This is a genomic window from Leptospira neocaledonica, assembly GCF_002812205.1.
Taxonomy (GTDB): Bacteria; Spirochaetota; Leptospiria; order Leptospirales; family Leptospiraceae; genus Leptospira_B; species Leptospira_B neocaledonica.
Genome location: NZ_NPEA01000011.1, coordinates 112,177 through 134,302 on the forward strand (window position 1 = coordinate 112,177; position 22,126 = coordinate 134,302).

The window sequence follows — 22,126 nt, forward strand, 5'->3', positions numbered from 1 at the left end:
CCATCCGTTCCTTTTTAGAGTTTGTTTTAAGAGGTCCTTTTTCTCAAAAACCATTCGACAAGTCCGGACTGACTGGGAATTTGTACGTATCCTTGCCCGGAACCCTTCCATGATAGATAAACTGATACGTATCTCCATTAAGAACAGGATTTTCATCCTGATACTCACTGCATGCGTGACCATTATAGGTTTTTATAACGCATATCAGCTTTCTATCGATGCGATTCCTGATATTACAAACGTTCAGGTTTCCGTGGTCACCCAATCTCCGGGTCTTTCTCCGGTAGAGGTGGAACAGTTTATCACCTACCCGATTGAGATGGAACTTACAGGCGTTCCTCACGTAACAGAGATCCGTTCTATTTCCAGAACGGGAGTGAGTAGTGTTACCGTTATTTTCAAGGATGGGACTGATATTTATTTTGCAAGACAGCTCATCAACGAAAGGTTGAGAGCGGCCGAGGCCGTGATCCCCAAAGGATATGGAAGCCCGGAACTTTCTCCTATCGCAACTGGTCTTGGGGACATTTACGAATTCGTTCTCACAAGTGATCGTCATAATCCGGAAGAACTCAGAACTTATATGGAATGGGAGCTTGCGAGAGAGATCAAATCCATCGAAGGGATTATCGACGTAAACATCATAGGCGGAGAAGCAAGACAGTATCAGATCAAGATAGATCCACAAAGATTAGCAGTTCATAATATTACATTATCCCAACTTTGTGATAAACTGGAAACCGCAAACCAAAACACAGGTGGTGGTTATATTTCCAAAGGTGCGGAACAAATCGTAATCCGTGGAGAAAGCCAGTTCAAAACCGTGGATGAGATCCGTAACGTAGCTGTCCAAACGGAAAGAGACGGAGTCCCCTTACTTTTAGGACAAATCGCTACGGTAGAAACAGGTCCGGCACTTCGTTTCGGACTTATGACCAAGGATGCCAAGGGAGAAGTTGTGGGCGCTACTGCAATGATGCTCATGGGCCAAAACTCTTTGGAAGTAGTAAAAAGGGTCAAAGAAAAGGTAGAAATCTTAAGGGCCAGACTTCCTGAAGGAATGAAAATTGTCACATTCTACGATCGTTCTGAATTTATCGGAAGAACATTAGGCACCATCTTCACGAACTTGGCAGAAGCTGCAGTACTTGTAATCATCGTTTTGATTTTTGCCTTGGGAACCGTAAAAGGTGCGCTCTTAGTTAGTTTATCGATTCCGATCCCTATGCTTGCAGCTACAATCTTCATGAGAATGTTCGGCATCGTAGGTAACTTAATGTCTCTCGGAGCCTTGGACTTCGGACTCTTGGTGGATGGAACCATCGTAATGTTGGAATCAGTCCTTCACGGTTTTATCTTAAAACAAGCCTTTTACGAACAACAAAATTCCCAAGAAGACAGAAAACTCGCAGCAGAACAGATCATCACGGATTCCTGCGTGAGAGTGGCAAGAGCTGCAGCCTTCTCTGTGGGAATTATCTTGTTGGTATACCTACCGCTCATGACCTTAGAAGGTGTAGAAGGTAGAATGTTTAAACCTATGGCGATGACGGTTGCAATCTCTTTGGCCATGGCGCTTCTATTCTCTCTCACCACCTTCCCTGCAGCGGCAAGTATCCTATTCCAAACACCGATATTCCATCATAGCAAGTTCTGGGATAGAGCAGAAGAAATTTATATGCGACTCCTCGATTTTGGTATGGCTAACAAAAAATTATTCTTAAGAGCTGGCCTAGGAGTATTTGCAGTTTCTCTAATATTAGGATCTACTTTAGGATCGGAGTTCCTTCCACGTATCGACGAGGGAGAATTCGCAATAGATATCAAAAGACTTCCTTCTACTTCCATCAATTATTCCAGAGATACGAATATGGAAATGGAGAAGGTAATCGCACAATTCCCGGAAGTCACAAGTGTAGTCAGTAAAATGGGTAGAGGTGAATCCGCGGCGGAACCGATCGGAACGGAAGAAGGAGAGGCCATGGTAAAACTCCTTCCCCCTAAAGAATGGACAACCGCCTCTTCCCGAGACGAACTCATGGACAAGATGAAGGATGCAATTTTAAAATCGGTTCCTTCGAGTACGATCTCACTTTCTCAACCGATCGAAAACAGGGTAAATGCACTCCTCTCCGGATCCAAAGCGGACGTAGTGATCAAAATTTACGGAGATGATCTTCAGACTTTAAAGGACACTGCAGCAAAATTCGCTGATAAAATTAAAAAGGTTCCGGGTGCCGCTGACTTAAGAGTACAAAGAGTTTTAGGACTTCCTTTAATTCAGATCAAAGCGGACCGACAAAAAATGGCACGTTACGGCGTGGCAGCAGAAGAAATTCTAACCACAGTAGAATCGTTACGAATCGGAAGAAAGGCAGGAAAAGTATTCGAAGGATTCAAACGGTTCGACTTAGTCGTTCGTTTACAATTAGATGTTTCGGATCTGGACAAACTCGAAAATATTCCCGTCATGACTTCGACTGGAGTTACAGTCCCTCTTGGCCAAGTGGCAACCATCGAATTTGTAGAAGGTCCCGCCGCAATTTATAGAGAATCCTTAAAACGTAGGATCATGGTAGAAGCAAACGTACGAGGAAGAGACTTAGTAGGTTTCGTAAACGAAGCACAGAAAGTAACTGCCGACATCGAAAAAAATCTTCCCGACGGTTATAGAACGGACTGGGGCGGCCAGTTCGAAAACTTCCAAAGAGCGAAGAATCGATTGATGCTCGTGGTCCCAATCGCACTCGCAATCATCTTCGTAATGTTAATCGCTGCATTCGGAAATATTTATTATGCAGCGGGAGTTTTTATAGTAGTACCACTCGCAGTTGCAGGAGGAATCATAGGCCTTGTACTTAGAGGTCTTCCTTTTAGTATTCCTGCAGGTGTTGGTTTCATCGCGGTAAGCGGTATTGCAGTATTAAACGGCGTGGTCTACGCCTCTACTCTCAAAGAAGAATTAGAAAAAGGGATCACTATCTCCAAGGCAGTATTAACTGCGGGACTTCATTCACTTCGTCCGGTAATGACAACAGAGATCATTGCTGCAGTAGGATTTATTCCGATGGCAATCTCCACAATGGCTGGGGCAGAAGTACAAAGACCTTTGGCAACCGTGGTGATTTTCGGAGTAATTGTTGCGACAGTTCTTTCCAGGGTACTTCTTCCAATCGTAATGGAATTCCTACTGAATATCTACCAAGACCAGGAACGAAGAAAAGAAGCTCGTAAAAGAAAATTAGAGTCCGAGTTCCAAGCTTCCAGGGCCCAAGAAAGAATTCCGGAAACTCTTGAGGAAGTCTCCTGGGATTCGGAAGAATTCCAAGAAGAACCGGAAGAAGTTGGACATTCGAAATCAAAACGTTCCAAGAACGGATTAAAGAAGAAAAAGTAAGGGCCCTGCGGCAAGGATACGCAGGGGAAGTCCGAAGGACCGGAGCGATAGCGAAGCCCGTAGTAGCCTGGTCCGAGCGAGCGAGCGAGGAGCCGCCCCTATCTCTTATTCTTTAAACCGGATAGAAGAGTTTCCATAACGGATTTTAAAAAATCGATCCGGTCCTCTTCTATATTATCAAAGACCAAACGAGGGTGATGAAAGGCGGCAGTTCCTTCGAAAATGATCCTTGCGCCTTCTTTTGGAGTATTACAAAAAAATAATCCTTTTTGTATTCCTTCTTGGACCATAGCCTCAAGTTGCTCATACATTGTTTGGATATGTTTTTTAACGAATGGTCTTGTCTTTTCTGCGGAATTATTGAATGCAGTATAAATTCTTGGATCGGATAGGACCTTCTCCCGTTTCATTTTATGGAGAGTCATGAGCCACTCTAAAATTCTTTCTTCTAATGGACTTGTTTTCGAGGAAACTTCTGCAAGAGCTATATCAATACGATCCAACCATCTTTTAGAAATGGAATCGAGTAACGCTTCTTTGTCCGCAAAATGTTTGTATAAGGCAGCGTGGCTAAGATTTAGATTTCTAGCCACGTCTGTAAGTTTCAAACGCTCGACACCGTTTCTTCTGATCTCAATCTCTGCGGCATCGAGCACTTTTTCTTGTAGTTCTTCTGGCTTTAAACCTGTTTTAGGCATCTCTCATTTAACGACGAGTTGCATCAAATGAGAAGGGTATCTATCTCCTTGGAAGGCTCCTTCCGGAAAAGATTCGTCCAAGGTTTTCAATTCTTCCGGACTTAAACTGACCGAAAGAGCTTCTAAATTTTCCCTCAGACTTGCTCTTCTTGTGGAACCGATTAGAGGAACAATATCTTCCCCTCTATGAAGCACCCAAGCGATAGCAAGTTGTGCAGTAGTGCAGCCCTTCTTCTTTGCAAGCTCTTGAAGCAGACTCACACGCTCCAAATTCGCTTCAAGGTTTTTTCCCTGGAAACGAGGAGAATTAGATCTAAAATCAGGAACACCCAAAGCGGTTTCTATCTTTCCTGTCAGAAGTCCTCGTCCCACAATTCCGTACGGAACAATTCCAATACCAAGTTCTCTTGCAGTTTGTAGGAGCTCCTTCTCAATCACACGAGTTGCCAAAGAATATTCCACTTCTAAAGCGGTGACTGGATGTACCTTATGAGCCCTTCTCAAATTTTCAGGAGAAGCTTCCGAAAGTCCTAGGTAACGTACATATCCTTCCTTGATCAGATCTGCAATCGCACCTACAGTTTCCTCGATTGGGATTTCTGGATCGACCCGAGAAGCCTGATAAATATCGATCACGTCCACACCGAGCCTCGTGAGAGAATGTGCCGCAAAGTTTTTCACAGAGTTGGGCCTAAAATCGTATCCGATGAATGCCCCGGATGGACTGCGTAGTCCTCCGAATTTTACACTGATCAAGGGCTTACTTTTTCTTCCCTTCAATGCTTCCGAGATCAAAAGTTCGTTATGCCCGGTTCCATAGAAGTCTCCCGTATTCAGGAAATTGATCCCGGAATCCAGGGCTTCATGGATGGTCGCAATGGATTCTTCCCTACTTCTGGTCTCTTTTGTTCCGTAAAAGTCTGACATCCCCATACAACCCAAGCCGATTTGGGAAACTTCAGGACCGTTTTTGCCTAATTTTCTCAGTTTCATTCGAAACCTCCATTTAGTTACAATTTACATTTTTTATTATTTGTAACTAAATGGCAAGCCTTTTCTGGTCCTGATTTTTGTGGGAATTCCCACAATTCTTGCTTTTCGCTTTCCGACATAATAACATTCTAGCGTTCCGGAGTAGCAAATCCATGGACCACCAAAAACCGATTGTTCAACTTTTAGATGCGACTAGAGAACCTTTCAATCTAGCAATCGCGTCTGCTCGGACTTGCTATTCTTCTAAAGGAATTTTGCTTCCTGAGGATATGATCCGTACGGAAAAATCCCTGGAGATCAGGGACAAGGTGGCGAAATCCACAAAAAAAGCGGGCCACCTCACCACAAGACAACATCCTCATTTCATATTCACCCTGGATAAGGTGTCTCGTCAATTCGTCTGGTCCTTTTTACATTCTCATCCGTATTATAACTCGGAGCAGGTCAGCCAGAGATACGTAGAAGTTAAAAAAGAAAATTATTATATTCCACCGAATCTTTCAGATAAGCAGAAGGAATACTATTTAGAAGCCGTTGAATCTGCGTCTAACGCGTATTTTGAATTCGTGGAATTACTACATCCGTTCATCCAGGACGAATATTTCCTAGTGTATAAGGCCCGTGCGAATTATCCAGAAAAATGGCAGCAGCCAATCAAGAAGAAATGTCTGGAAGTGGCACGTTACCTTCTTCCTTTGGGAACTTACACTTATTTATACCATTCCGTAAACGGACTCACTCTACATAGATACCATCGTTTAATGAATTCTTTCGATGCTCCGGAAGAACAACGCCATGTGGTGGAAGAGATGATCGAAAAAGTAAAAGAGATCGATCCTCTTTATGTGGAAGAAATGGATGATCCGATCCCTCTGGAAGAAACTGCAGAATATAAATTTTTCAAAGACTTCTACCAAGACGGTTCTTTGGAATATAGACCGGAAGCCGCTAAAAATTTCGTAAGAGAATTCGACGAAGATATGGATAACCGTTATTCTAGATTGGTTTCCTATTCTTCCAATGGTCCTGAGGTTTTAGCTTCTTCTGTTCGTGCGGTTTTAGGTTTATCTAAAAATTCCCTAAACGACGAAGAAGCGATCCGACTCGTGATGGATCCTTCTAAAAACAAACATCTGACTTCTACTCTGAACGAGACTACGATGAGTCCTCTTTCCAGAGCGATGTTCAATGTACATTATTCTTTCAAAAAAAGGATCTCTCATTCTGCGGATAGCCAAGACCAAAGACATAGAATGGTGCCTGGCTCCCGCCCAGTGCTTATGAGCCAGTATACGGGAATGCCGGACTATATCGTTCCTAAAGTTGTATTAAAATATCCTCAATTAGAAGAAACTTATAGAAGAAGAATGGACGGCATTTTCAAAAGCCTGAACCGTTTTATCGAAGCCGGTGGATCTCCGGAACATGCTTCTTATCTACTTCCGAATGCATTCCCGGTCCGTTTTTATGAAAGTGGGGATCTATTAAATCTTCATCATAAATGGAGAGCAAGAACCTGCTATAATGCTCAGGAAGAAATTTTTCAGGCTTCTATCAATGAACTTGTGGATCTTACAAAGGTCCAACCTGAGATTGCAAAATGGATCAAGGCACCTTGCTGGATCCGTTTGCAAGGTGATATCAAACCTTATTGCCCGGAAGGGGATCATTATTGCGGGACTCAAGTTTGGAAAAGAGAATTGGACGAGTATGATAGGACTCTCTAGTCTTTCGGAAAGTTTTATCTAGTTTCTATTCTGAAAATTTTTCCTCCGTAATCTACTATGTAGATCTCTCCATTTGTATCTTCTCCAAAGGAAGATACATTGGAAGAAAATCCCATTTCGGAAGTATGTTCTATACGTTCGCTTACTTTTGTTCCATCCCAAAGAATAGACCATATCCTTTTTGCAATAAAGTCACCGTAAAAATATCTTCCATTCAATTCGGGAAAGTTTAACCCTCTATACACATAGCCGCCAGTGATAGAACTTCCTGTAAAATGATTATATTCTAATTTGGGAAAACTGATCCCTGAAGTATTACATCCGAGAACAGGATCGTAACAATGATTTCCTTCGGTAAACCTCCATCCGTAATTAATATTCCCTGTGTTTGCCGGTTCTATATTTAATTCCTCGAAATTGTTTTGTCCCACATCCGCAATGTATAGGTCTCCTGTCCCCCGATCTAAACTGAATCTCCAAGGGTTCCGAAGTCCCCAGTCCCATATATGAGGATTTTCGAATCCAGTTGCCGGCCGATTTCCTGGAGGAGGAGTCGGATAATTATCTATATCTATTCTTAAAATTTTTCCTAAAGGAGATTCTAAATTCTGAGCCTCATTATTCGGATCTCCTGCCCCTCCTCCATCTCCCATTCCAACGAGAAGATAACCCCCGGCATCGAAAGTCATCATACCTCCATTATGATTACTGAATGGTTGTTCTACCGTAAATAATACGGAACCTGAACCTGACGCGAGATCAGGATCAGAGGAAGATCTAGAGTATTCCGCTACCACCGTATCCCCATCCGCCTTGCGAGTATAATTCACCCAAAATCTTCCGTTCGAATTATAATTGGGATGGAATGCAAGGCCGAGTAAACCTCTTTCTCCGGAGAAGGAAATTATATCCAGACCGGCCGACCCCAAATCCAAAAAAGGAGAAGAAAGAAGAATGCCGTCTTTGATCAAGCGGACCTTCCCCCCTTGCTCCAAAACAAAAATCCGACTCGTATCTCCTGACGGAGAAACAAGAAATAATGGAGCATCGAATCCGGAAGCAATTTCAGTCAGCTTCAAACAAGGAGGATTTCTATCTTCGCTACATCCAGACAATAACGGAAGAAATGGGAAACTCGCTCCACTCGGCTTTTGGCATTCTACAAAGAATGTACAAAGAAAGAAGATGGTATAAACATAGATCTTCTGGATTTTCGGAACCGGTTCCATCTCTGTTTAATTTACGATCCTTTTCGGGTAAAAAACAAGCTTAAAGCCTAAGCTTCTCTCCTTCCGAAAAAATAAAAAAAGAAAGGACTAAAAACCGATTTCGGAGTAAATCATCCTAGAGCAAATCATGAAAACAATCTCCCCCACAAGGACCGAAGAAATGGTCCGATACCGCAGATTCATTCACAAACATCCCGAGCTTAGATACGAAGAGGTTGGGACAGCGGATTTCGTCTCCAAACATCTTCAATCCTTAGGTTATACTTTCCAAGCCGGGATCGCGAAAACAGGAATTGCTTGTTTGGTAGATTCCGGAAAGCCGGGCAAAACTCTTTTGGTAAGAGCGGATATGGATGCCCTTCCTATCTTCGAAGAGAATAAGACGGATTATACTTCTATTCACGAAGGCGTCATGCACGCATGCGGTCATGACGCTCACACTTCCGTTTTAATGGGACTTGCTTCCGAACTAAAAGAAAATCCGAGCGCAATCATTCCAAAAGGAAGAGTCCTGTTGGTATTCCAACCCGCGGAAGAAGGCGGACAAGGCGCAGACAAAATGATAGAGGAAGGAATATTAGAAAAATACGATGTTTCTGCCGCATTGGCCCTTCATGTATGGAACCATATCCCTGTAGGGAAAATAGGTGTCGTAGACGGCCCAATGATGGCCGCTGTAGACGAATTCCAGATCACCGTTCAAGGGATTAGCGGTCATGGGGCAATGCCTCAACATACGGTGGATCCTATATTAGTAGGTTCTCATATAGTTACGGCTCTTCAAAGTATCGTTTCTAGGAATACCGACCCGCTTGATTCTTGCGTAGTTACGGTGGGTGCATTCCATGCAGGACATGCATTCAACGTAATTTCAGAAACTGCAGAACTAAAAGGTACGATCCGCACATTCACTAAAGAAATGTTCGATAAGGCGCCCGAGTTATTCAAAAGAGTCGTTGAAAATACCGCTTCTGCTTTTGGCGCAAAGGCAATCATTCGCTACGAAAGAACGAATGCTCCAACGATCAATCATCCTGAAATGGCAAATATCGTCCGAAAAGCATCTGATAATATTTTGGGCCAGAATTCGGTCACCGAAGAACATGCAAAGACCATGGGCGGAGAAGATTTCTCTGCATTTTTAATGAAGGTCCCTGGATGTTATTTCTTTGTAGGTTCCATGAATGAAGAGAAAGGACTAACACATCCACACCATAGTTCCAAATTTGATATAGACGAGACCTCTCTTCCGATAGGTTTGTCTGTGATGAAGGAAGCGATTCGACTTTATCTAGAAACTCACTGAGGTTGCCCGCGTAGAAGTTCCTACACGGGAGTGAGGGTCCTCCTGAAATCGATATGATAGGCTGATCGAAAGTGAATTCATAAAACCGGCCCCCACCCCTTCACAGCGACCCTTAGGGAGCGAGAAGACGACCAGCCTTGCTGAGTCGGTGACGAAAGTCAAACGAGTCGGACCCTCGATCGATATGATACGCTGGATCGAAAGTGAAATTATAAAACCGGCCCCCACCCAAGTTCGGGTGGAGGAGGTGGGCTTGTGGGAGAAGCAAATTCCCTATACACCAAAAACCCAAAAAATTCAATCTCAATTTTCACTCGCAGTCGATGTAGGAGTTCCAACATCTCACGTGCATTCGGCATGTAAGAACTTCTACAACGAATCGCCATTCTTACTCAGACATCAGGCTCCCCAGGGGAGAGGCTTTTCCTTTTTAAACCCGGAACTCAAGATCCACTCGATTCTTAAAAGTGAATTTAAAAAACTACTAGTCGAAACACCTCTTTCCTTGGCGTAACCCATTGCTTCCCAATAATCTGAGCCATAAACTCTAATCCTTTTTCTGGAATGGCTACTTTTTACCTTTTCAAAATCTAATTTAGGGATTTTACCTTTTTGCCTTCTTTCTTTAAAGGAAAAAATTACAACTCGTAGGATCTCCTTCGGCTCTCCCAAATAAAGAATTGCATCTCGCCAAATCGATTCCATTTCCAAGGGAATTCTCCAATCTACCTGAATCATTCCCCTATTCTCTAAAATTTGTTTTCTAAAAACTTCTTCCATATTCGCTCCCGGACATTGAGATCGAATCCATAATATAGAATGAATATCATCAAATGAAAAATCGAGATAACATTAAAATTTTTGAATTTAGTTCGTCTTAGATACAAATCGGAGGCTAAGACGAAAACTTTGGAGACGTAAACAAGAATCTGGGACCGCGGCCAAGGAGAAAACCTGCGGCACTATCAGCAAATTATGGTAAGAGTAGAATCAATATTCCGCAGAATATTATAAAGATGTTGGAATTCAAACATACGCGCTATGGTTCAAAATCGGGAATATAATGGAAAAGATATTAAGCCCTCATTGCCTCGATCTCATCCACTTCTTTCGCTATCATAGATGTTAGAACGACAGGATTGTCTCCATTTACCAACACATCATCTTCTATTCTAACTCCGATCCCTCTAAAACCTACAGGAATAGTTTCATCCGCAGGATCAAAATAAAGACCAGGTTCCACGGTTACCACGAGCCCGTTCTGCATAGGTTTACTTTTCCCATTCTCAAAATAGCGACCCACATCATGCACATCCATTCCCAGATAATGACCTGTCCTATGCATATAAAATCTGCGGTATTCACCCTTCTCTATCAGCTCGAAAAGATTTCCCTTTAACAATCCAAGATCGATCAATCCTGAAGTCAAATTTTCGACAGTCTTCTCATGGACTGCATTAAATTCCACACCTTGTTTCGTGTCCAAGATTGCTTGTTTCTGCACATCCAAAACTAATTGGTAAATTGTTCTTTGTTCCGAAGTGAATTTTTTTCCGGATGGGAAAACGCGAGTAACGTCTGCCGTATAATAATCCTTCTCCGCTCCGCTATCCACTAAGATAAGTTCATTATCGCCGATCTTTGCACGATTAGTGGTATAATGAAGAATGGTGGCATTTTTTCCCGCAGCGACTATATGGCCGTATCCTCCACCCCAGGCTCCATGTTTCAAATATTCAGATTCCAGAATGGACTCTAATTCGAATTCGTACATTCCCACCTTGGTCTCTCTGAATAATCTTTCGTGACCGAGAGCAGTGATCCTAGAAGACTCTTTTAATTTTTCGATCTCTTCCGGAGATTTGAACATTCTCATTTCATGTAGAAAGTTAGGGATCTCCCATCTTTGAGGACCAAATTTACCTTCTCTCAACCTTCTATTCAAAGAGCTGATAAGTTCGAGTAACTCTGAATCTCTTTTGGAATCCTTCCCAAAAAAATGATATAAAGTAAATTGATTGGTAAGAATATCCGAAATTTTAGAATCCCATTCTCCAAGATCAAAACTTTGATCCAGCTCCAATCTTTTTTTGATTTCTTCTTTACCTAGACGAATGCCAGTCCAAATTTCTTTTTCTTTATCTTTAGGAAGTGCAAAATGAGAGGAGAAGTCCCTACGTAAAACCAAAACACCGTCTTCTTCCTCAATTCCAGTCAGATAATAATAATCCGAATCTTGTCGGAACTTATACTCCACATCTCTATTACGGATTTTTTGAGGAGCAGCAAAGATGAAAAGGACTTCCGACTCTTTTAAAAGATTCTGAACGTTTCGGATCCGTTTTCTAAAAATATTTTGGTCCATAATTATCCTTTTATTAGACGAATTCCTTCTTCCACCATTCTGCCCGTATCCTGTTCCAACATACAACGAAAATGTTTTTTAGGACAGACCCTTCCCCCGTGGATCCCACAAGGACGACAGTCTAGACCGTTCACCTCGGATATAAAAACCCGACTCGCCAATGGAGTATAACCGAATGCAGGGATCGTAGCGCCAAAAGCAGCCAGAGTAGGAATATTAAATGCGGAAGCAAAATGAATGGGAGAAGAGTCATTTGTCACAAGAAGTGCAGCCCCACTCATCAAATAGCTCATCTCGGGAAGACTAGTCTTACCCGCAAGGTTGATCCCGAAACCTTCTCCTACTTCTTCACAAAGTTTAGAGTCCCCTTTTCCTCCAGTTAGAACGATCTTAAGTCCTGTTCTTTCATGCAGAAGTTTACTGACCGTCTTAAATTTATCTGCAGGCAAACGTTTTGTTTCCCAAACAGAAGAAGGAGAGACTAGGATATAATTTCCTTTTTCCAAACCGTTCTTTTTCATTTCTGATTGGATACCGGTAACAGACTCAGGCTTCCAAAAAAGTTCAGGTTGTCTGGAAATATTTTTTCTTTCTTCTTCCGAATAAATCAAAGAAAGAAGTTTGTCTACCTCGTGGGGTCCTCTTAAGAGTCGTGGTTTTCTTTCATTCAGTAAAAAAGAAAATCCTGCGGTTTTATAACCAATTCTCCTTTTAGCACCGCTCAAAAAAGAAATAATGGAAGAACGAAATGAAAAATGAGGAGAAATACAAATTGTAAAATTATGTTTTCTTAATTCTTTACAAAAATTCCAAAAACCGAAAAAGGAAGATTTGATCTGTTTTTTATCCAAAGGAATGATCTCATCTATCCAAGGATTTGCTTCCAAAACGGATTCGGTTCCTTTATTCACGATCACTGTCATTTTAGAACCGGGAAACCTTCTCTTGATCTCCCTAAATAACGGAGTAGTTAAGATCAAGTCTCCCAGAAATGCGGTTTGGATAACTAAAATATTTTCAGACATTATCTTTTCGCCTCTAGGATGGTGGCAAAATTATTCACACCCAATCCTCCGATGGATAAACTTAAGCCAGTGTCAGAATCATTCCCGTTCATAAATTCGCAAAGCTCAGCGATCTGCGCCAAGCCGGAAACTCCCACTGGGTGGCCTCTTGTTTTTAATCCTCCTGAAGGATTGATAGGAAGTTTTCCTCTTTTGTCGGTAATCCCTTCTGCAACATTTGCAAGTGCCTTTCCTTGAGGAAATAAACCTGCATCTTCAGCTGCAATGATCTCAAAAATCGTAAATGCATCATGAAGTTCCGCAACCCGAATATCGGAAGATTTTTTACCCGATTCCGCATAGGCCTGCTCGAAAGCGGATTTGGATGCAGTAAAACTTAGGCCGCCGGGAACTCCGTTCACTTGGCCTAAACCGTGCCCCGTACCGGTGATCGAAATTTTTTTGCGGTCCTTCTTCAATCTTGCCGGATCCGTTTCCAACAAAATAGCACAGGAACCGTCTGACAAAGGAGAAATATCATATAAACATAATGGACTGGAAAACATAGGAGAGGAGAAGTATTCCTCTTCGCTTAAGTTTTTTTGAATATGTGCAATCTTATTTTCGAGACCGTTATCGTGTAACTTTTTAGATAACTTAAAAAGTTCCTTTCTAGTATATCCAAAATCCCTTAAATACCTGGTAGCGGTCAATGCCCCGCCCTGTGCCATGGACATAGCCAGGTTTCTTTGCTGGGAAGAAAGTACAGAACCTAAGAGTAGATTATTCTCTTCTCTCGGAAGCCTACTCATGACCTCTGTTCCGATCACGATCCCTCTTTTAAATTTTCCTGATAGAAGAAGATAACGGGCCAGATGCAAAGCAGAAGCCCCACTGGAAGAAGCAGTCTCTGAACGGATCGCGAATAAGGAAGAAAGTCCCAGATCTTCTTTGATCTTTGCCGGTAAAAAAATTTCTCCAGTATAACGTTCCGGGGCCATACATGCAAAAATTAGAAATTCAGGAAGAAAGCCTGGGTTCTTTTTAAGTAAGTGATTCGCAGTCTCATACGATAGCGATTGATAGTCGGAATCAGTCTTGCCAAATTTACTTAAATGTGAGTCAAGCACATAGGCCGAGGTCATATTCCTACAAATTTTCCCGTTCCTGATTCCGAGCAAAGTCAAAAACTTAAGAACCAACTCTGCCTTTTTTCGAATCTCGCTTTTCAAAATAGGCACTCTCGTTTATAGTGATCTGAGGTAGGAGAAACGACGTGAAAGGAAACCAAGAAGTCCTCGAAATCTTAGCGGAAGTGCTCTCCGCCGAACTCACAGCGATCAACCAGTATTTCATCCACGCAAAGTTGAACAAAAACTGGGGTTACGACAAACTTGCTTCTTACATGAAGAAGGAATCCATCGAAGAGATGAATCACGCAGACCAAGTGATCGAGCGTATCCTCTTCCTGGACGGAATTCCTGATCTGCAAAGATACATGAAGATCAATGTAGGCAAGGATATCGAAAGTATCCTAAAGAATGATTTAGACGTAGAATATAATGCCGTAGAACGTTTGAATCGTGGGATAGAAATTACCACTAAAAACAAAGATAACGGCACCCGTGAATTGCTCGAGAAGATCCTCGTCTCCGAGGAGGAGCATATCGACTGGCTCGAGGCCCAGCTAGAGATCATCAAAACCATTGGGGTCCAAAATTATTTGGCCCAACAAATTGCCTAAGCATTGAATTCCAAAAAACCATCCCCTAAAAAATCCCCTTCTTCCGGTTTCGGTAAGAAGGGGCCTGCTAAATCAGGTTCTTCTTTCTCAAAACCGACTCGCTCCAAAACCTCGGGCTCCGATAAAGATTCCGATCGTAAACCATATCGCTCTAAAGAAAAAGGCGATTCAGAAAGACCTTATAAAAAAAGAGAAGATAGAGAATCCTCCGATTTCAAAAAAGAAAGAGGACCTAAACCTTTTCGTTCCGGCAATGATAGAAAGCCTCCTGCCCGCTCAGGGAATCGTAAATTTTCAGACGATGACAGAAAACCTTATCGCGAAAAAGATTCCGACCGTGGAGATCGTAAACCGTTCTCCCGTAATTCAGATCGCGGAGAAAGAAAACCGTTCTCGCGTGACTCTGACAGAGGAGAGCGTAAACCATATTCCCGTGATTCAGATCGCGGAGAGAGAAAACCATATTCTCAAAATACCAGAGGAGAAGGTAGAAGTTCCTACGGTGAAAATTCAAACCGCGGGGAGCGCAAACCATTCACTCGTAATTCGGATCGTGGGGAAAGAAAACCATTTTCCGGTAACTCAGATCGTGGAGAAAGAAAACCGTTCTCACGTGACTCAGATCGTGGAGAGAGAAAACCGTTCTCCCGTGACTCTGACAGAGGAGAGCGTAAACCATTCGCTCGCGATTCAGATCGTGGAGAAAGAAAACCATACTCCCGTGATTCAGACCGTGGAGAGAGAAAACCATACTCCCGTGATTCAGACCGTGGAGAGAGAAAACCATTTTCTCAAAACACAAGAGGAGAAGGTAGAAGTTCTTACGGCGAAAATTCAAACCGCGGGGAGCGCAAACCATTCGCTCGTAATTCGGATCGTGGAGAAAGAAAACCATACTCCCGTGATTCAGATCGTGGAGAAAGAAAGCCATACTCTCGTGACTCAGATCGTGGGGACAGAAAACCATATTCTCGTGACTCCGATCGTGGGGACAGACGTCCATTTTCTCCTCGAGGAAAAGAAGGATTTCGTCCTGACCGTGGAACCCATTCTTACGAAGAAGATAATTACAGAGAAGGCATCCGTGCTGGCTGGCAATCCGCAAAACTTTCCCTTTCCGAATTCGATCGACCGGAAGCACTCACCTATCACGCGTCATGCGGAGATGGTCTTGCATTCTTATTAAAAGAAGAGGTCAAAGACGCAGGTTTAGAAATTCTCTCCGATAATAGAGGAGGAGTTTTCTTCCAGGGACCTTCTAAAAAGGTCAGAGACTTCTGTTTGAGTTCCGGGATTTCTTCCGGGATCAGTTTCGAATTATCTTCTTGGTCCGATATTCATGGACCGGACGATCTATATGAAGTCGCTGCAATGTTCCCTTTCGAGAAACTTCTTTCTCCTAAGACAAAGTTCAGAATAGACGCTGCCACTAAAGATAATCTTCAAGATTCACGTTATGCGACCTACCGATTAAAGGACGCGATCTTCGACAGATTCAGAGCACAAGGCCTAGAACTGCCGGAAGCGGATCGTGAAGAACCTGAGGTTTTATTCTACCTTCGTTCCAGAATGAATCAGGTAAAATTATTCTTAGCATTACATGCACAACCTTTACAAAGAAGAGGTCATGGGAGAGAAGGTGGAGAAGCTCCGCTCAGAGAAACCTTGGCCCAAGCACTTCTACGTTTTTCAGGTTGGAAACCGGGAGAGGCATTATACGATCCATTCTGCGGTTCCGGAACTCTATTGATAGAGGCTGCGCTCAGAATGAGAAACGGTGGTTGGGTGAATTATAAAAGTTTATCCAGATCTTCTATCTTCACGAGACTTTTTGGACCTTGCAAAGCAAAAGAAGAATGGAACTCCAAGGAGATCCTACTCTTCGGTTCCGATATCTCGGAAGACGCGATCGACCTAGCGAAGAAAAACGCGAAAGAAGCAGGAGTTGCAGACCTAATCCACTGGAATGTAGCCTCCGCAGAAGAACAAGATTCCAGCCTTGGCTTCAAAGAGGGAAAAATCGTGACCAATCCGCCATACGGAGTTCGTTTGGGGGATAAAGAATCCGTTTCCGAACTCTATTCTAGGTGGGGAGAGTCCTTGAAAAAGAATTTTTCAGGTTCCTATGTTGCAATGGTAGCAGGAGATCCTTCCCTTTTAGGCTTCCTAAAACTGAAAGCCGACAAGGAACAATCGGTCACCATCGCTAAGTTAAAAGGAAAATTAGTTGCCTATCGGATCGACTAAACCAGACTCCCGGGAGAGATGAATCACCAGGAGATCCTACTCAAACTTTTAGAAGTCACAGAAAACTCCAAGGACAGTTTTCAGTTCCTGAAACTCTTCCGGTCCTTGGAGCCCGAAAAATTTGCGGTCATTCATGCAAGTTCCGAGACTTTGACCGAGTCCGCGGAAGCATTCTTATACAATCTAAAATTATTACAAAAGTTACAACTATTCCCTGTAGTCGTTCTGGAGAAAGACGGAGTCTCTTACGCAAATCTATTCTATCGTTCCCCCGCTTCTAAGATCAGTTTGGAATCCATCAAAGACTCATTGGAAGAAGGACAAGAACTTCCCGGTTCCAGAAACCTTCCGGCAAAATGGTTCAGAAATCCAAGCCAAGCATTAGAATCAGTTCTTTCATCTTTAAAAGAGAAAAAGATCCCGGTATTTGTAACAGACCAGGGCGGATCTGAAATTTATCCTTATCTTTCTAATTTATGCAAAGAACTTAGAACCAAAAAGTTAATCCTTCTTACAACAAGAAGCGGACTTCATAATTCCGTGGATAAAAAAATTTCGATCTTGGATTTCGAATCTTCTGAAACCTTACAAAAGGAAGATGAGTCCCTATTCAATGAATGCAAAAAGATTTTCGAATATACTGGAGATCCAAATCTTCAGATCGCTATCACTTCTGCTCCAGGTTTATTAAAAGAATTATTCACCATCAAAGGTAGTGGAACTCTATTAAGAAAAAAGAATAGAATAGAATTCCATACTGATTTCCAAAATTTAGATCCTAAAAGACTAAATGGACTGATCGAAGATTCTTTCGGAAGAGAATTAAAACAAGGGTTTTGGAATAAGGATTTTTCAGGTATCGTCCTCGAATCCGAATACAAAGGTTGCGCACTTCTACAAAACACTCCCTGGGGCACCTTTCTATCTAAATTTGCAGTGAATGAGATCGCAAGAGGAGAAGGTGTAGGAAGAGATATCTGGGATGAAATGTTAAAAAAGGCCCCAGTTCTTTTCTGGAGAGCGAGAGCAGAAAATACGATCTCCAAATGGTATACGAAAGAATGTAGCGGCCTCCAAAAAGAAGGCATCTGGATCTATTTTTGGATCGGATTACAAGAGAAAGAAATTCCTTCCGTCTGCGATTTTTTAAGAAACCTTCCTGAAGATTTGGAATCTAAAGAACGGATCGATTCCTGATGGAAAAGAATATTTTTTTGTACGACGGGGACTGTGGTTTTTGCTCCGGCCTTGCCAATCGTCTATCTGAATTGTCCTTAGATAAAACCGTAAAATTTATAAGTTTTAGAGACCTATCTTCTCAAAATTTAAAAGAAATTCATCCAAGCTTAGAAACTAACTTGGTAGCGGGTAACGTGCAGTTTATTTCGGGAAATATGAGATACCCCGGCTTTTTTGCGGTCCGAAAACTTTCTCACTCTTTAAAGGGTTGGAGATGGGCTTCTCCCCTTCTCTATCTGCCCTTAGTTCCGTTGCTCGGAATGATCTTTATGAGTTTATTAAAATCGATTCGATCTAAGGTTTAGTGAGAAGAGACCTGGGATTTTACCTTCTTTAGACCTTCATAAAATACTAAACGTGCATCCAAGGCGAGTTTAGATCCTTCTCTTACTTTTTGCATTTTTTCAGGATCTGTCGCCACGGATTCTATAAGCCTAAATAATTTTTCCGAATGAGATTCGTCTGCCTCCAGATTCACTTGGAAAAATTTTCCTTCCGGAAGGGTCATTCTGGATTTTAGATCCGAATAAGACTTATACATTCTGGAATATTCCAATTTTAGAAGATATTCATTTGCAGGTCCGAGTGCGCCTAATGCGGAATAAAAATCGGTAGTAGTAATTTTTTTCATCAGATCCAGATAGGCTCCCGTTTCAGGAAGTATATCTTCTCCAGTTACAGTTTCTCCCATCTCGGAAAGAAATTTTCTAAGGATAGAAACATGTGAGTCTTCTTCTTTTCCTTCTCCCAATTCTTCCCAGATATTTTCCACAAGTATGATCTTAGAAGGTACAAAATTTGTAAGAGCTGCAGTATTTAAGAACCAGTTCACAAATTCCACGGACACAAAATATTCCTGTTTCAACCAAAGAAGAAGGTCCGATTTTTCCATCCTTTCTTCTTTTTCTTCCAACCATAGATTTGCGGTCAATACAGGATGGTATTTAACCTGGTCTATCAATTCCTCTCGAAACGTTTTCATCCGTCGATCCCGCTCGTTTGTTTTTCTATTTTCAGCTTGGAATACTGAAATCTTTCCGTTAAAAATTCTTCTCTCGCGATCTCCAATAATTCTCTCATCAGATCGGAATAGGTCCCGAAACTTTGGGAATAACAGATCGGAAAACTGCTATAATAAGAAGATAAACCCGGAGTTAGGTTCCATTCCAAAAACATCGGTTTTCCTTCCGAATCTGCTTTCCAATCCAAACGGACCGCTCCGGAAGTTTTGAGTAATTTACATAATTCTAATGAATTCTTTTGGATATACTCGGATCTTTCTTTGTCCAGATCGAAATATAATTTTTCAGGCATACTCAGTTTTGTTTTAGTAATTTCCCCGTATAATTTTTCTGGAGAATTTTCCAGACCTATCCTTGCGACCTGGCTTGCCTTATATCCATAGGTGGGTGAACCGATTACTGCAAGTGTCCATTCTTCTCCCGGCAAATAAGATTCACAGATCCAGGAGGAGTATTCTTGGAATTTGGATTGGATAAATTGATGTAAAGCCGATTGATCAGAAATTAGGTTGTCTTCTCCCACTCCAAGGCTTGAACCTTCGAACCTGGGTTTGAAGAATACTGGGAATTCTGATTCTAAAGGAAGTCGAGCTCCCTTGAATACCGTGGAATCTGCGTTCAGCGGTAAATTCCGGGTCGTATTTGTAGTCACTTCGACAGAATCTTTCTCACAAATCGTCCAGGGACTGGTAGGAACACCTGCAGACACACAAAACAATTTAGAAAGATGTTTGTCCAAACTCAAATTCTGAGCGTAAGAGTCAGACCCAGTATGCGGAAACCCGGAATATTCAGCGATTGCAGGAAGTAAGGCTTCTCTGTTTCGCGAGCGAAAACCTTCTACCAAATGAAATAGAACAGGTCGATCCCCAGGTTCCAAACTAGAATAGTCTGATAGTTTTTGTAGTAGCTTCGACGGAAATTCAATGATCTCCGCCTTCTCCCCTAGTTCCTCCAGACAATGTTTGATTTCCTGAACAGAATTTTGATCTTCCCATTCTTGGGTATCCTTTGGATCCAAGTTTGGATTTTGGATATCTGCTATAATTAAAACGGAAGGAGAATCTGAATTCATTTTCCGGATTCTCCTAAGGGACCAAGGCCCTTGAATGCTGAATAGGAATTCTGTAGTAGCTTCGACCAGGTTTCCTCGCTAACCTCAGGATAAAACTCCTCGTAATCACTGTCCACAGGTTCCGGACTTAAATGGTAAGTTCCTCGAACCGCAGATCGGAACACATGATTGCGAGAAGGTTTATGAAATCCAAGATACCAATTCGGCCCCAGACTTACCTTTCCACCACCACCAGGAAGATCGTTCACAAACTGCGGAATTCCCATGCCGGCAACTTTTCCGCGCATATATTCAATAATTTGAATACCTTTTGCAAGAGGAGTTCTAAAACCGCGAGAACCAGGGATCAATTCCGGATCATACATATAATATGCTCTGATCCTAAGTTCCAAAAGTTTTCGATGGAGCCTAAGCATTGTTTCCCCATCATCATTAATCCCTTTTAGGATCACAGATTGATTTCCTATACTTACTCCTGCCTTTAGGAGTTTGAGGATAGCCTCTTTGGCCTCGGGAGTACATTCTTTTTCATGATTGAATTGAGTATTACAAAAAATAGATAAACGATCTGTATTACGGGATTCTATAATTTTACATAGATCAGAAGTAATCCTCATAGGAAGAGTGACTGGATTTCTCGTACCTAATCTGCAAATTTTTACATGAGGGATTTTTTCTAAATTTTCCAAAATCCAATCTATCTTGGAATCGGAAAGATTAAGAGGATCTCCTCCTGAGATCACAACATCCGAAATTTCAGGATGATTGCGAATATAATCAAAACATAATTCCAAATCCGCAGTTTCCATTCTTTCAGAAGAATCGGAAACCTTTCTTCCCCGCATACAATGCCTGCAATACACTGAACATTCATGATTCGAAAAAAGTAATACTCTATCCGGATACATATGAGTGAGACCCTTGACAGGAGAAAGGTCTTCTTCATGCAAAGGATCTAATGTTTCTTCCGGAGAGAAGAAGGATTCTTCCTTTCTTGGGACAATCATCTTTCGGATAGGACAATTCGGGTCTTCCGGATCAGAGAGAGAAAGATAATAAGGAGTGGTTCCTACATTCAGTCGGATGGTTTCTTGGATTCCGATCTTTTCGGATTCGGTTAAATGAAAATATTTAGGAAGATCTTCTGCTCGTACCCTTTTTTGGAGTTGGGCCTTATAATCCGTCCAGACGAAAGAAGAATATAAACTCTTTCTAGAATCTGCAGGTGACTCTAGATCCGCTATTCCCCGGTTTTTCCCCAATCTCTCCATCCGGAACTCTTTTCCCATCCTTATGCCAGCGCAGGGAAAATCAAGCGAAGGAAAAAAGGAATGCCTCGAATTCCAGGACCAAAACTATTGTCTTGCTAATGGATTGGAATCCCAAACGGGTCCGCGCACTTGCCTTCGACGTGGACGGAACCCTATTTTCTTCTGAAGGAATCATTTTAGAAACCTATGCGGAAGCAATCCGCAGATTTTCGACCAACTCTCAGATCCCGATCGAGGTCCCTGACAGAGAAAGGATCATGCTGGAGATCGGAAAACCGGTCAAAACCATCTTTTTGAACCTGGTCCCCCAACTTAAAGAATCCGAAAGAGACCAGATCTCCGACTCGGTCCTGGAACTTTTGCTGTCTAAGATCCGACAAGGAGAAGGCGAATTCTACCCTAAGGTCAAAGAGACCGTTACTTCTTTAAAAAATAAAGGATACCTTATCTTAGCCGCTTCTAATGGCAGAAGGCCCTATGTCGAAACCATCCTGGAAGTTTCCGGTATCCTTCCCCTATTCGACCCAATCCTGGTCTTGGACAACGACACGATCAAAACCAAGCCGGATATAGTCGCAAAGTATATCAGGGATTATTCTTTTTCTCCGGACGAAATTTTGATGATCGGGGACAGAAGTTCCGACCACGAGGCTGCACGCAAAAACGGTAGTCCATTCGCATTCTGTGCCTATGGCCACGCGCCTGAGGGAGAAATCCCGGATTGGGAACTGAGTCTGGCCCAATTGGAAGACCTGGATCGAATATTCTAATCTATTTTCCTTGGAAAAAGTGAGAAGGCAGTTTCCGGA

Annotated in this window: 18 protein-coding genes; 8 read left to right on the plus strand and 10 right to left on the minus strand. The window is 42.3% G+C overall.

Annotated features, from left to right (window positions below; genetic code table 11):
• Positions 1-109 precede the first annotated feature (109 nt).
• Complete coding sequence (locus CH365_RS18085) at positions 110-3,397, plus strand: efflux RND transporter permease subunit (RefSeq protein WP_100769940.1); 3,288 nt, start codon at positions 110-112, stop codon at positions 3,395-3,397.
• A 98-nt stretch (positions 3,398-3,495) separates the two neighbouring features.
• Here the strand turns inward: CH365_RS18085 and CH365_RS18090 are convergent, their stop codons facing one another.
• Both CH365_RS18090 and CH365_RS18095 read right to left on the minus strand, forming a co-directional pair.
• Positions 3,496-4,095, minus strand: coding sequence for a TetR/AcrR family transcriptional regulator (locus tag CH365_RS18090; protein ID WP_100769941.1), 600 nt, complete (start codon positions 4,093-4,095; stop codon positions 3,496-3,498).
• Between the two features lie 3 nt (positions 4,096-4,098).
• Positions 4,099-5,088, minus strand: a complete 990-nt coding sequence (locus CH365_RS18095; protein ID WP_100769942.1) for an aldo/keto reductase — start codon at positions 5,086-5,088, stop codon at positions 4,099-4,101.
• A 152-nt stretch (positions 5,089-5,240) separates the two neighbouring features.
• On the opposite strand from CH365_RS18095, the gene CH365_RS18100 reads away from it, so the two are divergent.
• Positions 5,241-6,815 (plus strand): FAD-dependent thymidylate synthase, encoded by a 1,575-nt coding sequence (locus CH365_RS18100; RefSeq protein ID WP_100769943.1) that lies wholly within the window; start codon positions 5,241-5,243, stop codon positions 6,813-6,815.
• Between the two features lie 14 nt (positions 6,816-6,829).
• Here the strand turns inward: CH365_RS18100 and CH365_RS18105 are convergent, their stop codons facing one another.
• Positions 6,830-8,044, minus strand: a complete 1,215-nt coding sequence (locus tag CH365_RS18105; RefSeq protein WP_100769944.1) for a PQQ-dependent sugar dehydrogenase — start codon at positions 8,042-8,044, stop codon at positions 6,830-6,832.
• A gap of 127 nt (positions 8,045-8,171) precedes the next feature.
• Between CH365_RS18105 and CH365_RS18110 the strand changes: the two genes are divergently transcribed.
• A complete protein-coding gene (locus CH365_RS18110; protein ID WP_100769945.1) occupies positions 8,172-9,350 on the plus strand; it encodes a M20 metallopeptidase family protein in 1,179 nt (392 codons plus the stop codon).
• Positions 9,351-9,749: 399 nt separating this feature from the next.
• On the opposite strand, the gene CH365_RS18115 is transcribed toward CH365_RS18110, so the two are convergent.
• The 4 genes from CH365_RS18115 to CH365_RS18130 form a co-directional block, all read right to left on the minus strand.
• Entirely contained in the window at positions 9,750-10,130 is a 381-nt protein-coding gene (locus CH365_RS18115; protein WP_100769946.1) for a hypothetical protein, read from the minus strand.
• Between the two features lie 295 nt (positions 10,131-10,425).
• Entirely contained in the window at positions 10,426-11,715 is a 1,290-nt protein-coding gene (locus CH365_RS18120) for an aminopeptidase P N-terminal domain-containing protein (protein ID WP_100769947.1), read from the minus strand.
• 2 nt (positions 11,716-11,717) lie between these two features.
• Positions 11,718-12,740, minus strand: coding sequence for a glycosyltransferase family 9 protein (locus CH365_RS18125; protein ID WP_100769948.1), 1,023 nt, complete (start codon positions 12,738-12,740; stop codon positions 11,718-11,720).
• Positions 12,740-13,864, minus strand: a complete 1,125-nt coding sequence (locus CH365_RS18130) for a thiolase family protein (RefSeq protein WP_100769975.1) — start codon at positions 13,862-13,864, stop codon at positions 12,740-12,742. Before CH365_RS18130 ends, CH365_RS18125 begins: the two co-directional genes overlap by 1 nt.
• A 131-nt stretch (positions 13,865-13,995) precedes the next feature.
• Here CH365_RS18130 and bfr point away from each other — a divergent pair, with 131 nt between their 5' ends.
• The 4 genes from bfr to CH365_RS18150 are packed head-to-tail and all read left to right on the plus strand — an operon-like array spanning position 13,996 to position 18,254.
• Complete coding sequence (gene bfr, locus CH365_RS18135; protein ID WP_100711546.1) at positions 13,996-14,463, plus strand: bacterioferritin; 468 nt, start codon at positions 13,996-13,998, stop codon at positions 14,461-14,463.
• Between the two features lie 3 nt (positions 14,464-14,466).
• The gene (locus CH365_RS20060; protein WP_208861241.1) at positions 14,467-16,710 is read left to right on the plus strand and encodes an N-6 DNA methylase; all 2,244 of its coding nucleotides are present in this window, start codon (positions 14,467-14,469) and stop codon (positions 16,708-16,710) included.
• 18 nt (positions 16,711-16,728) lie between these two features.
• The gene (locus tag CH365_RS18145) at positions 16,729-17,907 is read left to right on the plus strand and encodes an acetylglutamate kinase (RefSeq protein ID WP_100769949.1); all 1,179 of its coding nucleotides are present in this window, start codon (positions 16,729-16,731) and stop codon (positions 17,905-17,907) included.
• Positions 17,907-18,254 carry a DCC1-like thiol-disulfide oxidoreductase family protein gene (locus tag CH365_RS18150; protein ID WP_100769950.1) on the plus strand — a complete coding sequence of 116 codons (348 nt, stop codon included), beginning with the start codon at positions 17,907-17,909 and terminating at the stop codon, positions 18,252-18,254. Before CH365_RS18145 ends, CH365_RS18150 begins: the two co-directional genes overlap by 1 nt.
• Here CH365_RS18150 and CH365_RS18155 read toward each other — a convergent pair.
• Genes CH365_RS18155 through CH365_RS18165 form a run of 3 tightly spaced genes read right to left on the minus strand, consistent with a single transcriptional unit; the run spans position 18,251 to position 21,317 of the window.
• The gene (locus CH365_RS18155; protein WP_100769951.1) at positions 18,251-18,931 is read right to left on the minus strand and encodes an iron-containing redox enzyme family protein; all 681 of its coding nucleotides are present in this window, start codon (positions 18,929-18,931) and stop codon (positions 18,251-18,253) included. The two genes, CH365_RS18150 and CH365_RS18155, sit on opposite strands and share 4 nt — an antisense overlap.
• Positions 18,928-20,046 carry a D-alanine--D-alanine ligase family protein gene (locus CH365_RS18160; protein WP_100769952.1) on the minus strand — a complete coding sequence of 373 codons (1,119 nt, stop codon included), beginning with the start codon at positions 20,044-20,046 and terminating at the stop codon, positions 18,928-18,930. Before CH365_RS18160 ends, CH365_RS18155 begins: the two co-directional genes overlap by 4 nt.
• Positions 20,043-21,317 carry a KamA family radical SAM protein gene (locus CH365_RS18165; RefSeq protein WP_100769977.1) on the minus strand — a complete coding sequence of 425 codons (1,275 nt, stop codon included), beginning with the start codon at positions 21,315-21,317 and terminating at the stop codon, positions 20,043-20,045. Before CH365_RS18165 ends, CH365_RS18160 begins: the two co-directional genes overlap by 4 nt.
• Positions 21,318-21,415: 98 nt before the next feature.
• On the opposite strand from CH365_RS18165, the gene CH365_RS18170 reads away from it, so the two are divergent.
• Entirely contained in the window at positions 21,416-22,087 is a 672-nt protein-coding gene (locus CH365_RS18170) for an HAD family hydrolase (RefSeq protein WP_100769953.1), read from the plus strand.
• The last annotated feature ends 39 nt before the right edge of the window (positions 22,088-22,126 follow it).

What these genes read in the sequence shown, in the direction of transcription:
- CH365_RS18170 (WP_100769953.1), top strand. Translation starts at nt 21,416, where the DNA reads ATGGATTGGAATCCCAAACGGGTCCGCGCACTTGCCTTCGACGTGGAC.
- CH365_RS18145 (WP_100769949.1), top strand. Translation starts at nt 16,729, where the DNA reads ATGAATCACCAGGAGATCCTACTCAAACTTTTAGAAGTCACAGAAAAC.
- CH365_RS18165 (WP_100769977.1), bottom strand. Translation starts at nt 21,317, where the DNA reads ATGGAGAGATTGGGGAAAAACCGGGGAATAGCGGATCTAGAGTCACCT.
- CH365_RS18105 (WP_100769944.1), bottom strand. Translation starts at nt 8,044, where the DNA reads ATGGAACCGGTTCCGAAAATCCAGAAGATCTATGTTTATACCATCTTC.
- CH365_RS18155 (WP_100769951.1), bottom strand. Translation starts at nt 18,931, where the DNA reads ATGAAAACGTTTCGAGAGGAATTGATAGACCAGGTTAAATACCATCCT.
- CH365_RS18120 (WP_100769947.1), bottom strand. Translation starts at nt 11,715, where the DNA reads ATGGACCAAAATATTTTTAGAAAACGGATCCGAAACGTTCAGAATCTT.
- CH365_RS18115 (WP_100769946.1), bottom strand. Translation starts at nt 10,130, where the DNA reads ATGGAAGAAGTTTTTAGAAAACAAATTTTAGAGAATAGGGGAATGATT.
- CH365_RS18095 (WP_100769942.1), bottom strand. Translation starts at nt 5,088, where the DNA reads ATGAAACTGAGAAAATTAGGCAAAAACGGTCCTGAAGTTTCCCAAATC.
- CH365_RS18130 (WP_100769975.1), bottom strand. Translation starts at nt 13,864, where the DNA reads ATGACCTCGGCCTATGTGCTTGACTCACATTTAAGTAAATTTGGCAAG.
- CH365_RS18100 (WP_100769943.1), top strand. Translation starts at nt 5,241, where the DNA reads ATGGACCACCAAAAACCGATTGTTCAACTTTTAGATGCGACTAGAGAA.
- CH365_RS18150 (WP_100769950.1), top strand. Translation starts at nt 17,907, where the DNA reads ATGGAAAAGAATATTTTTTTGTACGACGGGGACTGTGGTTTTTGCTCC.
- CH365_RS18110 (WP_100769945.1), top strand. Translation starts at nt 8,172, where the DNA reads ATGAAAACAATCTCCCCCACAAGGACCGAAGAAATGGTCCGATACCGC.
- CH365_RS18160 (WP_100769952.1), bottom strand. Translation starts at nt 20,046, where the DNA reads ATGAATTCAGATTCTCCTTCCGTTTTAATTATAGCAGATATCCAAAAT.
- CH365_RS18085 (WP_100769940.1), top strand. Translation starts at nt 110, where the DNA reads ATGATAGATAAACTGATACGTATCTCCATTAAGAACAGGATTTTCATC.
- CH365_RS18090 (WP_100769941.1), bottom strand. Translation starts at nt 4,095, where the DNA reads ATGCCTAAAACAGGTTTAAAGCCAGAAGAACTACAAGAAAAAGTGCTC.
- CH365_RS18125 (WP_100769948.1), bottom strand. Translation starts at nt 12,740, where the DNA reads ATGTCTGAAAATATTTTAGTTATCCAAACCGCATTTCTGGGAGACTTG.